Annotated in this window: 16 protein-coding genes; 7 read left to right on the top strand and 9 right to left on the bottom strand. The window is 53.4% G+C overall.

Annotation, left to right across the window (positions count from 1 at the left end):
• Positions 1 to 4 precede the first annotated feature (4 nt).
• The 6 genes from DWY25_RS00340 (at position 5) to nagA (DWY25_RS00315) (ending at position 5121) form a co-directional block, all read left to right on the top strand.
• A complete protein-coding gene (locus DWY25_RS00340; protein WP_181981621.1) occupies positions 5 to 418 on the top strand; it encodes a PTS sugar transporter subunit IIA in 414 nt (137 codons plus the stop codon).
• Between the two features lie 78 nt (positions 419 to 496).
• A complete protein-coding gene (locus DWY25_RS00335; protein WP_117892247.1) occupies positions 497 to 997 on the top strand; it encodes a PTS sugar transporter subunit IIB in 501 nt (166 codons plus the stop codon).
• Positions 998 to 1009: 12 nt separating this feature from the next.
• Positions 1010 to 1807: a PTS mannose/fructose/sorbose/N-acetylgalactosamine transporter subunit IIC gene (locus tag DWY25_RS00330; protein WP_006060324.1), complete on the top strand. Its 798-nt coding sequence runs from the start codon at positions 1010 to 1012 to the stop codon at positions 1805 to 1807.
• Positions 1800 to 2612, top strand: a complete 813-nt coding sequence (locus DWY25_RS00325) for a PTS system mannose/fructose/sorbose family transporter subunit IID (protein ID WP_117892245.1) — start codon at positions 1800 to 1802, stop codon at positions 2610 to 2612. The genes DWY25_RS00330 and DWY25_RS00325 overlap by 8 nt, the downstream gene beginning before the upstream one ends.
• A 67-nt stretch (positions 2613 to 2679) precedes the next feature.
• Positions 2680 to 3897, top strand: a complete 1218-nt coding sequence (gene nagA, locus DWY25_RS00320; protein ID WP_117892243.1) for an N-acetylglucosamine-6-phosphate deacetylase — start codon at positions 2680 to 2682, stop codon at positions 3895 to 3897.
• A 21-nt stretch (positions 3898 to 3918) separates the two neighbouring features.
• A complete protein-coding gene (nagA, locus tag DWY25_RS00315; protein WP_117892241.1) occupies positions 3919 to 5121 on the top strand; it encodes an N-acetylglucosamine-6-phosphate deacetylase in 1203 nt (400 codons plus the stop codon).
• Between the two features lie 170 nt (positions 5122 to 5291).
• Here nagA (DWY25_RS00315) and DWY25_RS00310 read toward each other — a convergent pair whose 3' ends face one another.
• Positions 5292 to 5753 carry a DUF3021 domain-containing protein gene (locus DWY25_RS00310; RefSeq protein ID WP_117892239.1) on the bottom strand — a complete coding sequence of 154 codons (462 nt, stop codon included), beginning with the start codon at positions 5751 to 5753 and terminating at the stop codon, positions 5292 to 5294.
• Positions 5754 to 5762: 9 nt separating this feature from the next.
• Positions 5763 to 6203 (bottom strand): LytTR family DNA-binding domain-containing protein, encoded by a 441-nt coding sequence (locus tag DWY25_RS00305; RefSeq protein ID WP_117892237.1) that lies wholly within the window; start codon positions 6201 to 6203, stop codon positions 5763 to 5765.
• Positions 6204 to 6473: 270 nt separating this feature from the next.
• On the opposite strand from DWY25_RS00305, the gene DWY25_RS00300 reads away from it, so the two are divergent.
• Positions 6474 to 7859, top strand: coding sequence for a sodium-dependent transporter (locus tag DWY25_RS00300; protein ID WP_117892235.1), 1386 nt, complete (start codon positions 6474 to 6476; stop codon positions 7857 to 7859).
• 74 nt (positions 7860 to 7933) lie between these two features.
• Here the strand turns inward: DWY25_RS00300 and DWY25_RS00295 are convergent, their stop codons facing one another.
• The 7 genes from DWY25_RS00295 to DWY25_RS00265 form a co-directional block, all read right to left on the bottom strand.
• On the bottom strand, positions 7934 to 8620 hold the full coding sequence (locus DWY25_RS00295) for a hypothetical protein (protein WP_117892233.1): 687 nt from the start codon (positions 8618 to 8620) through the stop codon (positions 7934 to 7936).
• Positions 8621 to 8668: 48 nt separating this feature from the next.
• Positions 8669 to 9361 carry a hypothetical protein gene (locus DWY25_RS00290; protein WP_147336640.1) on the bottom strand — a complete coding sequence of 231 codons (693 nt, stop codon included), beginning with the start codon at positions 9359 to 9361 and terminating at the stop codon, positions 8669 to 8671.
• 384 nt (positions 9362 to 9745) lie between these two features.
• Entirely contained in the window at positions 9746 to 11092 is a 1347-nt protein-coding gene (locus DWY25_RS00285) for a S1C family serine protease (RefSeq protein WP_244925893.1), read from the bottom strand.
• Between the two features lie 230 nt (positions 11093 to 11322).
• Complete coding sequence (gene spoIVA / locus DWY25_RS00280; protein WP_006060339.1) at positions 11323 to 12801, bottom strand: stage IV sporulation protein A; 1479 nt, start codon at positions 12799 to 12801, stop codon at positions 11323 to 11325.
• Positions 12802 to 13065: 264 nt separating this feature from the next.
• Positions 13066 to 13359, bottom strand: coding sequence for a hypothetical protein (locus DWY25_RS00275; RefSeq protein ID WP_147336639.1), 294 nt, complete (start codon positions 13357 to 13359; stop codon positions 13066 to 13068).
• 9 nt (positions 13360 to 13368) lie between these two features.
• Positions 13369 to 13776, bottom strand: coding sequence for a hypothetical protein (locus tag DWY25_RS00270; RefSeq protein WP_006060342.1), 408 nt, complete (start codon positions 13774 to 13776; stop codon positions 13369 to 13371).
• Positions 13769 to 14224 carry a MarR family winged helix-turn-helix transcriptional regulator gene (locus DWY25_RS00265; protein WP_117892225.1) on the bottom strand — a complete coding sequence of 152 codons (456 nt, stop codon included), beginning with the start codon at positions 14222 to 14224 and terminating at the stop codon, positions 13769 to 13771. The genes DWY25_RS00270 and DWY25_RS00265 overlap by 8 nt, the downstream gene beginning before the upstream one ends.
• Between the last annotated feature and the right edge of the window lie 94 nt (positions 14225 to 14318).

The following is a 14318-nucleotide window of genomic DNA, read 5'->3' as shown; positions in this document are numbered from 1 at the left end:
AATGATGAGAGAAATCATTCTGGCTTCGCACGGCGCGCTGGCGGCGGGCATGGCGGATACCGCGCGGATGATCATCGGCGATGATCCGCATCTGAGCACGCTGGCCTTATTGCCCGGCAGTCATCCCGATTGTTTAAAGCGTCAGATCGAAGAACGGCTGGCGGCAGGGACCGCCGACGAATTTCTGATTCTGACCGATCTGTGGGGCGGCAGCGTCAACAACGCCTTGCTTGCCCTGGCGCAGGATCCGCGCGTGCACATCGTCGCGGGGATGAATCTGAATCTGGTGCTGCAGCTGTGTCTGAGCCCTGAACCGCTGGCCCGGGCGATTCCTGCGGCGCTGGCGGAAGCCCGGCAGGGGATGATCTACGGCAATGCCGTCCTGGCTTGTCCGCAAACGGAAGACGAACTGTTCTGACGCGGCGGAAACAACCGGGAAACAACAAGGGAATTCACCGGAGCGATCCGGAGGATAATAAAGAAAGGAGGCGTGACAATGATTAAAATGCTGCGGATTGACGATCGGCTGCTGCATGGACAGGTGGTGTTCATGTGGACGAAACAGCTGAACATTAAAGGCATCATCGTGGCCAATGACGAGCTGGTGACGGATCCAATTCAAAGCCTGGCGATGAAGCTGGCGGTGCCGGAGCATCTGAAGCTGCTGATCAAGACGATCGACGAGGCGGCCAAGCTGATCAACGATCCCCGTGCGGCGGGCATGAACATTCTGGTCGTGATGAAAAATCCGGTCGATGCGGCGCGTTTGCTGCAAAAGATTGAAGACAAGTCGGTCATCGAACGGGTCAACATCGGCAACAGCGGCCGGATCGACAAAGGGGACCGGATGATGATGACCAAGGAAGTCTATGTCGACAACGCGGACATCGCGGCGATCGAAGAAATTCTGGCGGCGGGTCTGCCGTTTGAAATTCAGATGATCCCGACAAGCAACAAGGTTCAGGTCAAAGAGGCGTTGAAAAACGTCCGGAAATAGGGAGGACTGTTTATGACACTGGTTCAAGCACTTCTGATCGCCCTGGTGGCGGCAGCCGGTCAGGCGGCGGGGGATATCGGCGGCAACGTCATGGTTAACCGGCCGATTGTTCTGGCTCCGCTGGTCGGCGCGATCCTCGGCGATTTACAACAAGGGTTAATCATGGGCGCAGCGCTGGAACTGATCTTCTTAGGCGTGGTGTCGATCGGCGGCGCAACACCGTCGGATTCCAACATGGGGTCGGTGCTGGGCACGGCCTTCGCCATGAGCATGCACCAGGGCGTGGAGATCGCGCTGGCGCTGGCGGTTCCGATCGGAATTCTTCAGCAGATGGTCAAATATCTCGTTTATTTCTTCCGTGCGACGACGATGCACAAGGTCGAGGAATTCGCTGAAGCGGGCGATTTCGGGAAGATCACGCGTTTTCATTTCGGGCACTGCGCGCTGTATGCCGCGCTGTACGGTCTGATCGCGTTTGTTTCGCTGCAGTTTGGAGCCGGAGCGATGCAGGCGCTGGTCGAGAAAATCCCGGCGATCATCATCACCGGCCTGGGCGCGGCCAGCCAGATGTTGCCGGCTGTCGGCTTCGCGTTATTGATGAACATGCTTTGGGATAACCGGCTGTGCGTCTTCCTGTTCTTCGGCTTCATTTTATCAGTCTATCTGAATCTGCCGATTATCGCGATTGCCGGCATCGCGGCGACGATCGGAATCGTCATGATCGTTCAGGATATCAGCGCATCCCGCACTCCGCGGATGGCGGCGCAGCCGGATGCCCAAAGTGAAGAGGAGGCGTTCTTCAATGAGTAACGTGATGAAATCCGATGAGAAAAAACTGATCAACCAGCTGTTCTGGCGCTCCTTCGCTTTGGAAGGCTCGTTCAACTATGAAAAGATGCAGGCGCTGGGCTTTGCCTGGGCGATGTTCCCGGCGATCAAGCTCTATTGCAAAACGCCGCAGGAACAAGTCGAAGCGCTGAAACGGCATACCGCGTTCTTCAACATCACACCGAACATCTGCACGTTCTCGTTAGGCATGGCGGCGTCGATGGAAAAAGAATATGCCGAGAAAAAGGACATGGATCCTTCGACGATCAATGCGGTCAAGGTTTCCCTGATGGGGCCGCTTTCGGGCATCGGGGACTCGTTTTTCTGGGGAACTTTCCGCGTCATTGCGGCGGGCGTCGGGATTTCGCTGGCGCAGCAGGGCAGCATTCTCGGCCCGATCCTGTTCTTGCTTCTGTTCAACGTGCCGCATCTGATCATCCGGTATTACTGCACGATCTGGGGCTATCAGCTGGGCTCGAAGTTTATTCAGACTTCGTATGAAAACGGGCTGATTCAGCACATGACCAAGCTGGCGACGGTGATCGGCTTGACGACGGTCGGCGCGATGATCGCGACAATGGTGACGTTCAACGTTGGCTTTACGGCGCAGATCGGTGAAACAACGCTGGTGCTGCAGGAGGTCTTCGATCAGATCATGCCGAAGATTTTGCCGCTCTTATTGACGCTGGGAGCCTTCGGTGCGATCCGCAAGGGCGTCAAGGTCAATACGGTGATTCTGGCAATCTTTGCGTTCGGTTTGATCGGAACGCTGATCGGTCTGTTATAATAGGGTTAACCCGAAGCGGCTTGTTTCAACAGGGCCGCTTCTTCAACTGGGAAAGGAGTTGACGACATTGGATAACGAAACAGTTTCATTTTACAGCCGCCGGATCCTGACGGAACAGGGTATGGTGGAAGGGGTGCTGCAGGTCGCGGACGGGAAGTTTGCGGGTCTGATCGAAAATCCAAATCCGGCGCAGATCGCGGCGGCCCGGGACTTTGCGGATCAGCGGATCTTCGCGGGCATCATCGATCTGCACAGCCACGGCTATCGCAGCTGGTCAGCCAAAACGATCGACAAAGCGGAAATTCAGGGTTTATCGAAAATTCTGCCTTCGATCGGAGTGACGGCGACGCTGGCAACGACCTCGGGCTGGAAGGCGCATGAAATGGAGATGCTCAGCGCGATCGCAGAGGCATTGGACGAAGGCGTGACCGGGGCGCGGATTTTAGGCATTCACATGGAAGGGCCGTTTTTCAATCCCGACAAGCACAACGCGACGCCGCGGGAAGAAGTCATTTTGCCAAGCGTGGAAAAGTGCGAGGCGTATTGGCAGGCGGCCCGGGGAAAGATCAAGTATATGACGCTGGCTCCGGAAATGCCGGGCGCGGTGGAAACGATTCACTGGCTGCGGGAACACGGGATTGTCGCGGGGGCCGGTCATACCCTGGCGGATGACGAACAAATGCGTCAGGCGGTCCGGAACGGCATCCAGGTATCGATCCATACCGGCAACGCAATGCGCCAGATCGACCGGCGTGATATCGGCGCTTTGGGCGCGGCGCTGCTGGATCCGGAGGTCGTCTGCGAAATCATCTGCGATTTCTATCATCTTGCGCCGCGGATGCTGGAAATCATGTTCCGGGTAAAGCATAATTTTGACAAATTCATCATGATTTCCGACTCCGATACGCTCTCCGGGGTGGAACCGGGCACCTATTTCGCTTATGGCAAGCGCGTCCACGTACATTCCGACGGACGGATTCTGCTGGATGACGGCACGATTTCCGGCAGCTCGAAATATGTTCTCTACGGAATGGAAAACCTGATCGAAAAACTGGGGTTGGCACCGCAGCGGGTCAGCCGGATGGCGTCGCTGAATCCAGCCCGGCTGTTGGGGATCGAAGCGCAGAAGGGTTCGATCGCTCCGGGGAAAGACGCGGATTTTTTCATAATCAACGACCGCTACGAGGTTCAGGAAACGTGGGTCGAGGGGAGGCAGGTCTATACGTCCGCGGATCCGATTTTGACTAATGAGCATTTTTCACAGTTCTGTCAGAAGCTGGACTAAACGAAAAGGAGAAAGAAATTCATGAAAATACGCTGCAATGAAATCGTAACCCCGGCAGGCGTGATCGACGGACTGGTCATCGTGGAGGATGGAAAGATCGCTCAGATTGTGCCGGCGGCTGAGTTAAAGGAGGAAGCGTGGGATGAGGACTGGCGCGGCTACAAGCTGCTGCCGGGATTGATCGACATTCATACGCATGGTTATTATGGCTATTCGGCCTTGTCGACGAAACCAGAAGATTTTCACGCGCTGTCCAAACAGATGGCGGCGGTTGGCGTGACGAGCTATCTGGTGACGGCGGGCGATCACAATGAGACGGAAATGGAAAATCTGGCGGCGATCGCGCAGGCGATCGGCGAACAAAAGCAGGGCTTAAACGGGGAAGCGCGGATGCTCGGCATTCACATGGAAGGACCGTTCCTCAATCCAAACCGGCGCGGCGCGTTTCAGCCGGAGGAGCTGCTTGAGCCCTCCGTTGAGAAAATGCGGGCCTATATTGAAGCCAGCCAGGGCCAGATCCAAACTATGACGATGGCGCCGGAGCTGGATCCGCAGGGCGAACTGATCCGTTTCTGCCGCAGTCAGAACGTTTTGCTCAGCGGCGGGCATACTGTCGCGACGTTTGCGGAATATAACCGGGCGATCGAACAGGGGCTGGCGTGTTCAACCCATACCGGCAACGCGATGCGGCAGATGGACCGGCGCGAACCCGGCGCGTATGGCGCGGCGCTGCTTTCCGATCAAATCTTCAGCGAAGTCATCTGCGATCTGTTTCATATCAGTCAGCCGATGCTGGAAATCATGTTCCGGATCAAACCGATGTCGCGCTTTATCATGATTTCCGATTCCGGGCCGATGAGCGGACTGCCGGCGGGCGTTTATACGATCCGCGGACATAAACGGACGATCAGCGAAGCGGGGCTGGTGCTGCTGGAAGACGGAACGATTGCGGGCAGCTCCAAAAACATGCTTTACGGTGTCCGGAATCTGGCGGAAATACTGCTTAAACCGATCACAGAGATCGTTAAGATGACCTCGGAAAACCCGGCGGACTTGTTCAGCCTGCCGCATAAGGGTTCGATTGCCGCAGGCAAAGACGCGGATCTGATCGTTGTCGACGCTGATTTTCAACTGATGAAAACCTTTGTCGAAGGCCGCTGCGCTTATCAAAAAGGCGACGTCCTGACGGTCAACCCGGATTTTCTGAAAACCAGCGTTGCTTAAGCCAAGCTTGAGAAACCCGAAGCAACAAGAAAGAAAATCCAATGGAGGCTTCCAGGCTTGGAACATAAAAAACTGGCCGTGCAAGGTTTTATTACCAACGTTGCACAGGCCAGTTTTTTCTTGTTTTTGCAGTGTTTCCGTTTGTTCGCATCCGATTTCACAGCTTGGATTCAGGCTTGATTGTGCGCTTTCAGCTGCCGGTTCAGCAGGTTTACCCGGCGCTTCATCAGACTGTACTCAATCAGCCAGATCGCGGCGTAAATTGCGAAGAACAGGCCGAAATAACAACCGAAACCGATCAGCGTGTGCGGCATCCACCACATGAAGTAGGCGATCGGCAGCGTTCCGGAAGAACAGACGATCAAATGAACGAGTGTTTGCTTGAGTAAGCTCCAACTTTCGATGGACCAGATCTGACTGGCAGTCGCCCAGATCGCGCCGTAAAGCATCGAACAGAGCGTCTGCAGGAACATCGCGCTGACCTCCGAGCCGCAGAAGGCGATCAGCTCCGGGACCACCGCGTAATAGTGCCCGTTGTTGTGCATCAGCGAGATCGCCAGCGTGATCAGCGTAGAAAGGGCCACGCCGGCAAGCGCTCCGAACAGACCGGTCAGGATCATTTTCTTTTTCATGATTTCACCTCATATTCCACATGTTTGTTTGATTTTTGAAACATAGCGCCGGGAAACGTAAGTCTGCGCGCCGTTGGTCAGGGTTACGCAGATTGTCCCGGAAAAGCTTAAGTCAAAATGGTTCACCTTGCTCAGATTGATAATTTCCGAATGGGAAATCCGGACGAAATCCCCGGGGCTTAACCGGGCCTGGACTTCCTGCAGACTCAGCCGGACGATAAACCGGCCTTTCTCGGCTTCCGCAATCGTTTTCTTTTCCTGGGCATAGATGCGGATGATTTCCCGGGGCTGAAGCAGGACGAGTTCATCCTCCTGAAACCCCGCAAGATACGCGGCGGGCGTATTGGATAAGGATTGAATCAGTGTTTGGATTTCGTCAGTAACCTGACGGGTGACGACGATGAGCCGGGGTTCGCCGCAGTTCTCGTCGATTTGAATCTCAACCTTCATGTTCATCACTTCCTTTGGCTGTTTTCTTGATCTGATCCTAGTATAGCGGAAATCCCGGCGGGATTCACCCGCTTTCCGACAGACGGTCGGTTTTGCGGGTCAAACGGTTAAATTCAGGGAAGGAAAAGAGGCTGAAAAGGATGAACGCTGAAACTGTGAAAAGATGAAACAGAACAAGGAAAGAAATGCGTAGAAAAGAAAAGTTTTCATTCAAATTTAAGCCGGGTTTTGATATAATGAAAAACAAGGTTTAAAAAAGGGGAACAGGAAATGAATTCAAAACGAGGACAATGGGCCAGTAATCTGGGCTTTATTCTGGCCGCGGCGGGCAGCGCCGTCGGCTTGGGCAATATCTGGAAGTTTCCAGGCAAGATCGCAGCCTATGGCGGCGGGGCGTTCTTGCTTTTGTATGTGCTGATCGTCGCGCTGATCGGTTTGCCGGTGATGTTAGCGGAATTATCCATCGGCCGGGCAACGCAGAAGAACGTCGTCGGCGCGTTTCACAGCCTGAACCGGCGCTGGGCCTTCTGCGGCGGTTTGGGGGTCGTCACGTTATTCGTGATTTTATCGTATTACTGTATTGTCGGGGGCTGGGTGACGAAGTATGTCTTCGTTTACTTAACAGGCGCGCATTTCCCGGCGACAGCCGCGCCGTTTCAGGATTTCTTCGTGCAGTTTATCAGTGCGCCGGTCGAGCCTTTGATCTGGGGCGCGTTGTTTTTTGGTTTGTGCATCTTCGTCGTGGTACGCGGAGTATCCAGCGGCATTGAAAAATTCAGTAAGTTTCTGATGCCATGTTTGTTTTTGCTTCTGATTGCGATCGTGTTCCGGGCAGTCACGCTGCCGGGGGCCTGGGAAGGCGTCAAATATCTGTTTGAGATCCGGCCGGAAGCCATCAACGGCGATACGCTGGTCGCGGCCCTGGGGCAGGCTTTTTTCTCGTTGTCAGTCGGGATGGGCATCATGGTGACGTATGGATCGTATGTGCCGAAGAAAGAAAATCTGCTGCGCAGTGCGGTGATGATCTGCATTCTCGATACGCTGGTTGCGGTTCTGGCGGCGTTGGCGATCGTTCCGGTCGTGTTTGTCACGATGGGCGCCGAAGGGCTGGGCATGGGCGGCGGTTTTGCGTTTATGGCGCTGCCGGAGGTCTTTGCGATGATGCCGGGCGGCGGATTGTTCGGTCTGGCGTTCTTTCTGCTTCTGTTTCTGGCGGCGCTGACCAGCGCGATCAGTATCCTGGAAAGCTGCACAGCTTTCCTGAACGAAGAGCTGCATTGGAGCCGGCTGAAGTCGACGCTGCTTCTGGCGGCGCCGATGAGTTTGTTGAGCATCGGGTATTCGCTGTCGCAGAGCGCGGAACGTTCGCTGAATTTGCCATGGCTGGATTGGAAGCACGGGCTGCAATGGCTGCCGATGAACGCGGTCATGGAAAAGTTCACCGATAACCTGATGATCCCGTTAGGCGCGTTGTTGTTCTGTGTGTTTGTCGGCTGGATCTGGGGTTCGCAGAAAGCGGCGAAGGAAATCAGCGGAGAGGCGCAGAAGCCGTTTAAGCTAAAGAAATATTGGAGCTTTACCGTGCGTTATATCGCACCGGCTGTGATCTTAGTCATTTTGTACTTCACGCTGATCCAGGGGCAGGGGCTGTCCTGAACAAAAAAAGCAAACTGCCGCTCAAAGAAAGAGGACAGTCTGCTTTAAATCTGATTGTTGGCCGCGATGGGAGATTAAGCCCGCATCGCGGCTTTTTCATCGGCCAGGATAATTTCCTGCATCCGCAGATAACGCTTCTTCACAAGCTCGCGGACAACCGGCTGATCGCTGAGATAATCCAGAATCAGCTGCATCCGCTGAAGGTTGGGATTGATCTGAAGCAGCTGGCGGACCGCCGGAGTCTGAAAATGAGGCCGTGCTTCTTTCCAAAACCAGCGGTATTGATCCTTAACGGACATCGGCAGCTGGAAGCTTTCCTGACTCGGCAAGGGTATCGTTTCTAATTCAATCAGATCGTCGAGCAGGGTGTCAGGCTCAAGATCCGACCAACGGAGCGATCGTAAAGCTTGCAGCTCTGATTTTGGCAGGGGAGCCTGCACAAAGGTGATGACCTTGCAATTGTGAAGCGGCTGCCCCGGTCTTTCTCTCGCCTGCAATTTTAGAAGGTCCAGGGTCAGCGCCTTGATCCTGATTTTGACTGAGTGATAGGCACTGACGATCTGCATTCCGATCAAGCAGGAATCGTTGGCAATCATCGCCAGGCTAATGGATTTTTCAGCTTCGATCGTTTCCGGACTTACGAAAATCCGGGAGATCTTGCCTGTCAGCGGATCCCTTTCACCGGAGTAGCCGTTGAAAAGAATTTTAAAAAGAAGATCGTTGGTCAAGGTGAAATACTCGTTGAGTGAAGGTTGATTCATCGGGATAATCCCTCGCTTTCCTGTTCAGGTGAACTTTTCATCATAAAATCAGGCTCTTATTGCGGCTTTTTCTTCCTCTTGAATGACTTCCTGCATCCGCAGGTAACGTCTTTTCATCACCTCGCAGATTTGTTTCTGATCGCTGAGCCTGTCCAGATTCCGCTGCATGACCTCAAAGATCGGATCCATCTTGAATAGCGCTTTGATGATCGGCGACTGGGTATGCGGGCGGGCTTCTTTAATAAACCAGCGCCATTGATCTTCCTGACAGAGCGGCGGGGTGAAGCTTTCGTCCTCCGAAGGCAGCGGTATGACAACCATCGTGAGCTTGTCTTCAAACGGCGTAAACAATCCGAAATCCGATAAGTGCAGAGTCCGCGGTGTTTTCCATGTTTGCCGTGATCCGGGATTCTGGACAAAGGAGACGGCGACGACCGGCTGCGCATCCTCGATTTCTTTGATGCCGGGGGATTGCGCGCCGAGCAGCTCGCTGGCCAGATCCTTTGTCCGGATATGCGCCGACCGCCAAGCGGTGACCGTTTGAACGCCCAGGGTCATGAAATCGCCGACTTGGAGGCCGACGCCAATGGAATCTGCGGAATTCATGGTTTCAGAATCAATGGAAAAAACCATTGTGGATCCGACGTCTTTATTCTTGGAATGGGGTATGCTGGAGACGATTAACTTGAAAAGTAAATCGTTGGTAAGGGTAAAGTACTCGTTGAGTGTTGGCTGTGTCATTGTTTGTCCTCGCTTTCTAACTTTAATATTGCGTTTTTTTTCAAAAAGCCTTGCTGAAAAATAAAAAAAGTTCATTTTTTTTCCAAAAAGTGAGTTTTTGTCTGAAAACAGTTACATTTGGGGATAAATTGAACTAAATTTTCCAGTTTGGATCCAGCTTAGAATGTGAGTAATAAACATGCCAGGTTTGACTGCCACTGCATAGCCTTGCCGGGATAACCTTGATTCCTGAACTAATAAAACAATTTAAGCAGAAGGGTCGCTCCATCTTTCTTAAAGCCAGACGGGAAGGGGAAACCGGTCATTCTTGAATTACCATGAAAATGAAAAAAACCTTCCGCGGTTGACGGAAGGTTTACGATTCGGTTTCAAGAAATTCAGCGTTTAATTTAACGGAACTTCCGGATTGGTCTGAGTTTCGCCATTTTCATTCTGCGGAACTGTGGTATTCTTCTTTTCCTGCAGGGTCAGAGAAACGGTAACTGTGGATCCGCCGCGGCTGACCATGATTTCCACGGTATCGCCGACCGCGTAATTGTCTAACGCCGCGCTGAGATCCGCAAAGGATTCGACGACCAGGTTATTGATTGAAATGATCCGGTCGCCTGCCTGCAGTCCGGCTTTGCCCGCCGCGCTGCCGCTTTCTACGTCTGTGATGTAAACGCCTAAGCTGCTGACGCCGTACTGCATCGCAGTCTGAGCGTTTTCAATGCTCAGAACGGTAACGCCCAGCGCCGGCCGGCCGGTGACATAACCGTTGGCGATCAGCTCCTGTGCGATCTTGCTGACAAGATTCGATGGAATCGCGAAGCCTAAGCCTTCTACGTCGCTGCCGCTGGATTTGGCGACGACCATGCCGATCAGTTCGCCGCGGGAGTTGAACAAACCGCCGCCGGAGTTGCCCGGATTAATCGCCGCGTTGGTCTGAAGCAGCGTCATCTGCTGATTATCGAGCGTGATCGAGCGATCCTTGGCGCTGATGATGCCGTTGGTCACGGTCCCGCCCAGCTCGCCTAACGGATTGCCGATCGCAACGGCGGTTTCGCCGACGTTCAGGTTGTCTGAATCACCGAAGGTGACCGGCCTCAGTCCGCTGGCATTGATCTTCAGCACCGCCACGTCGGTCTTGCTGTCAGTGCCGACCAGCACCGCGTCGTAGGTTGTACCGTCGCTGGTGCGGACCTGGATCGTTGAAGCCCCGTTGATCACATGGTTATTGGTGATCAGATAGCCGTCTTCGGAGATGATCACGCCGCTGCCGGCGCCGGTCTGCACGTACTGCTGCAAGAAACTGCTGTTGGTGACTTTCTCCGTCTTAATTTCTACGACGCTCGGCTGATTCAGAGCGGCGACCTGCTCGACGCTCATCTCGCTGCCGGCCGAAACCGGCTGGACTTCCACCTTGCCGGCGGTGGAGCGGTACAGCGTTGTGGAAGAACCGTTCATCTGATTGGCCAGCAGTCCGCCGCCAAAGCCGATGCCTCCGGCTAACAGGCCGCAGCAGAGGAAACCGGCGACCATCGTCCGTTTCATTGATTTGCGCTGCTTCGCTAATTCTTTCAGCACGGGATCGGGTTCAGGCTGGACATGGATATGTTCGTAGCGGGGTTGTTCTTTGGCTTCCGCCTGGGCATTCTCGCTTGTATGTTCCTGTGAGGCAGCGGTCATGCCGGCTTCATTTTCACAGTGATTTTCTTCTGGGATTCGATTTTCATGATTTTCATTCATCATCATCACACCTCTTTCTTTTTACGATTCTTATTCTAGCCCGGGGATGTGACTCCATATTGACTGAAACATGAAGATTAGGTGAAGGCTTAAAGATTTTGACGTTCACTTTCCTCGATCTGGAGAAAAAGTTCACGCAGGACGGGAAATTCTCGAATATCCGCGGGTCAGGCGGCAAAGCACCGTTAAAAAAGAAGCGCCGGAATGTCCGGGCTTCTTTGTGTTTTTATAGGCTACAGAACAATCGCGATGACGTTGCCTTTGCCGCGGTTGATCAGTTTCGTCAGGATTCCCTGCAGGCGGATGCGGGCAGTTTCCGGGATCATTGACAGTTTGGAGTTCATGCCGTCCTTAATGATATCGGCCAGCTTGCGTCCGAAGATATCCGATTCCCAGATGGCCTGCGGATCGCTTTCCTGATCGCGAAGCAGATAGCTGACCAGTTCCTCACTCTGTTCTTTTGATCCGATGATCGGCTCAAATGTGCTTTCTACGTCGACTTTGATCATGTGGATCGACGGAGCGATGGCTTTGATGCGCACGCCGTAGCGGCCGCCTTGCTTGACGATTTCCGGGGTGGAGAGCTGGATGTCATGCAGGGAAGCGGAAGCGAATCCGTAGCCGGTCTGTTTGACCATTTTCAGAGCGCTGCTGATAGCGTCGTATTCCCGCTTGGCTTCGGCGAATTCCTGCATCAGCTGCATCAGCTGTGCTTTGTCGGTGATGTCCTGACCGATGATTTCCTTTAAGACCTGGTTGTAGAGTCCGCTTTTGACCTCCAGATCGACGACGGCGACGCCTTTGCCGGTATCGACGGTCGCCAGGTTGGCTTTCTCGACATATTCGTTCTCGTTGAGAATATCGACGATGCCTTCGACTTCACGCAGCTTGGTGATCGCCTTCATGCTTTCCTCAATCGAACCGTTAACACTCTGTTTGAGCCAATGCTCGTCGCTTAAAACGGAAACCCATTTCGGCATCTGGACGTTGATTTCCGAAACCGGGAATTCATATAACGCTTCCCGCAGCAGGGCATGGATATCGTCTTCGTCCAGGCGGTTGACTGCCATCGGAAGAACCGGAACCTGGGTCTTTTCCTTTAATTTATCGACGACGCTGCGGCATTGAATCGATGATGGATCCTTGGAGTTGACGATGATGATGAACGGCTTGCCGATCTGGGTCAGTTCGTCGATGACCTCGGCTTCGGCTTCGATATACGAGTCACGCGGCAGATCTGCGATCGAGCCGTCGGTGGTGATCACGATGCCGATTGTAGAATGATCCTGAATGACCTTCTGCGTGCCCGTCTTGGCCGCTTCATTAAACGGGATCGCCTCGTCATACCACGGCGTCCGCACCATCCGCATGCCGTTTTCGTCTTTGTAGCCTTTGGCTTCCGGAATGACAAAACCGACGCAGTCGACTAACCGGACCTTGACCGTAAAGCCGTCGTCGAAAGCGATCGTCGCGGCGTTGTTCGGGACAAATTTCGGCTCGGTCGTCATGATCGTCTTGCCTTCTCCGGATTGCGGGAGTTCATCAATCATCCGTCCTTTTTCGTATTCGTCTTCGACATACGGAATGACGGCCTGCTCCATGAACTTTTTGATGAAAGTGGATTTGCCTACCCGTACTGGTCCGACAATGCCTAAATATATATCGCCGCCAGTTCTTTCACCGATGTTTTTCAAAATTTCTGTCGTTTCCATAACTTCCTCCCTTAGCTATTTGAAGTGTATGAATTTGGCCGGGGCTCTATGCCAGCGCAATGTGAAAAATAAGTGGAAATCTGCCGGGCGGAAGGGGATCGGCGGCGATCAGGTGAGGAACTGCGGCGGATACGCATGAGAAACAGGCAAACGAAGGCAGTGAACGCAGAAAAAAACAACCCGGACCGGCGGATTGTCTTTTCGTGATGGATTTGAATCTGGTGGATCCAGAAGAAAGCCGGTCTTCCTTGCGGAAGGGCTGCGCTATTTGATTTCCCGCTCGGTATATTCCGCGTCGATCACGTCTTTTTCATCGACGTGCGGACGGGACTGGAAAGTCTGCGAGGAAGTGGAGTCCTGCTGCTGTTGCTGCTGATAATAATCCTGCTGCTGTTGCTGCGCTTTGTAGAAAGCCTCGCGCTGTTTTTTATTGCGGTACAGAAACCAGCCGATGATCCCGACCCATAACAACAGTCCGACGATCGGATAGGCGTAAAGCAGCGGCGAGAGCACCTGCAGAATAATTAACAGAATGAAAAAATAAACGAAAGATCCCATCATCGCGCCCTACGACTTTCTCTCGAAGGTCGTCTTGCAGCGCGGACAGGTGATTTCAATCTTCCCGTGTCCCCGCGGCACGCGGACCGTTTGATGGCAATGCGGGCAGCTGAAATATTTGTGTTCCTTATCGCCGGCGTTTTTCTTGATCAGCGAGAAGGCGGACCGGACCGGCCGGGTCAGTTCCATAAATTTGATGTTTTCTTTCTGGCGTTTCCAGATGTTGCGGGAAAGCGTGCGGAACAGCGAACCGAAGATCAGCACGTCGCCCAGCAGACCGAGAAATACGCTTTTGAAGGTCAGCGTGTTGATCAGCAGGACGGCCAGGGATGCGAATAACAGGAAGTTGTTCAGCGCGTCGGTGCCATAGCGTCCGTTCATAAAGCGGAACAGTGCGTTTTTAATTTTTTCAAGCATGGTTATCGTTCTCCTTATAATGAAGCTTACGCATGATCTGCGTAATATCTTTGAAGCTGCGGTGCAGCGACGCCAGTTCGTCTTCGCTGAGCTGAGCGAAATACGGCGTCAGATGGCGGATCTGCTTCTCCTTGTACTGCCGCATGATTTCACCGCCCTGAGGGCTGACGGAGATCAGAATGCTGCGGCGGTTGTTGGGATTGGGTTTGCGGTCGACGATCCCGCGCGTGACTAAACCGTCGATCAGCTTGGACAGCTGCTGTTTGGAAATCAACGTCTGCCGGCAGCAGTCCGCCAGCGTCATTTCTCCGCGGCACTGCAGCGTGAATAAAACATATAATTGAACAGGGCTGAAGTTCTCGTTCTGCGCGATCCCCATGGACCGGTTGAGCATCAGCGGCTGCAGATCAAACAAATCTTCGAGTACACTGCGAATCGCTTCTTCCATCGTTATCACCTCATGCAAACTATTATACAGAATTTTGTGGTCTTGTAAACACGTGTTTACAGACTTCACATGATTTCACATGAAATGTTCACAC

Origin of the sequence: Holdemania filiformis (genome assembly GCF_003459085.1) — a bacterium.
Lineage (GTDB): Bacteria > Bacillota_I > Bacilli_A > Erysipelotrichales > Erysipelotrichaceae > Holdemania > Holdemania filiformis.
The sequence above is the reverse complement of the archived record's forward strand: the minus strand, read 5'-3'. Positions and strand labels throughout refer to the sequence as shown.

Excerpts from the sequence above, each read along its gene's own strand:
- DWY25_RS00340 (WP_181981621.1), top strand. The coding sequence starts at position 5 with ATGAGAGAAATCATTCTGGCTTCGCACGGCGCGCTGGCGGCGGGCATG.
- DWY25_RS00335 (WP_117892247.1), top strand. The coding sequence starts at position 497 with ATGATTAAAATGCTGCGGATTGACGATCGGCTGCTGCATGGACAGGTG.
- DWY25_RS00330 (WP_006060324.1), top strand. The coding sequence starts at position 1,010 with ATGACACTGGTTCAAGCACTTCTGATCGCCCTGGTGGCGGCAGCCGGT.
- DWY25_RS00325 (WP_117892245.1), top strand. The coding sequence starts at position 1,800 with ATGAGTAACGTGATGAAATCCGATGAGAAAAAACTGATCAACCAGCTG.
- nagA (WP_117892241.1), top strand. The coding sequence starts at position 3,919 with ATGAAAATACGCTGCAATGAAATCGTAACCCCGGCAGGCGTGATCGAC.
- DWY25_RS00310 (WP_117892239.1), bottom strand. The coding sequence starts at position 5,753 with ATGAAAAAGAAAATGATCCTGACCGGTCTGTTCGGAGCGCTTGCCGGC.
- DWY25_RS00305 (WP_117892237.1), bottom strand. The coding sequence starts at position 6,203 with ATGAAGGTTGAGATTCAAATCGACGAGAACTGCGGCGAACCCCGGCTC.
- DWY25_RS00300 (WP_117892235.1), top strand. The coding sequence starts at position 6,474 with ATGAATTCAAAACGAGGACAATGGGCCAGTAATCTGGGCTTTATTCTG.
- DWY25_RS00295 (WP_117892233.1), bottom strand. The coding sequence starts at position 8,620 with ATGAATCAACCTTCACTCAACGAGTATTTCACCTTGACCAACGATCTT.
- DWY25_RS00290 (WP_147336640.1), bottom strand. The coding sequence starts at position 9,361 with ATGACACAGCCAACACTCAACGAGTACTTTACCCTTACCAACGATTTA.
- DWY25_RS00285 (WP_244925893.1), bottom strand. The coding sequence starts at position 11,092 with ATGATGAATGAAAATCATGAAAATCGAATCCCAGAAGAAAATCACTGT.
- spoIVA (WP_006060339.1), bottom strand. The coding sequence starts at position 12,801 with ATGGAAACGACAGAAATTTTGAAAAACATCGGTGAAAGAACTGGCGGC.
- DWY25_RS00275 (WP_147336639.1), bottom strand. The coding sequence starts at position 13,359 with ATGGGATCTTTCGTTTATTTTTTCATTCTGTTAATTATTCTGCAGGTG.
- DWY25_RS00270 (WP_006060342.1), bottom strand. The coding sequence starts at position 13,776 with ATGCTTGAAAAAATTAAAAACGCACTGTTCCGCTTTATGAACGGACGC.
- DWY25_RS00265 (WP_117892225.1), bottom strand. The coding sequence starts at position 14,224 with ATGGAAGAAGCGATTCGCAGTGTACTCGAAGATTTGTTTGATCTGCAG.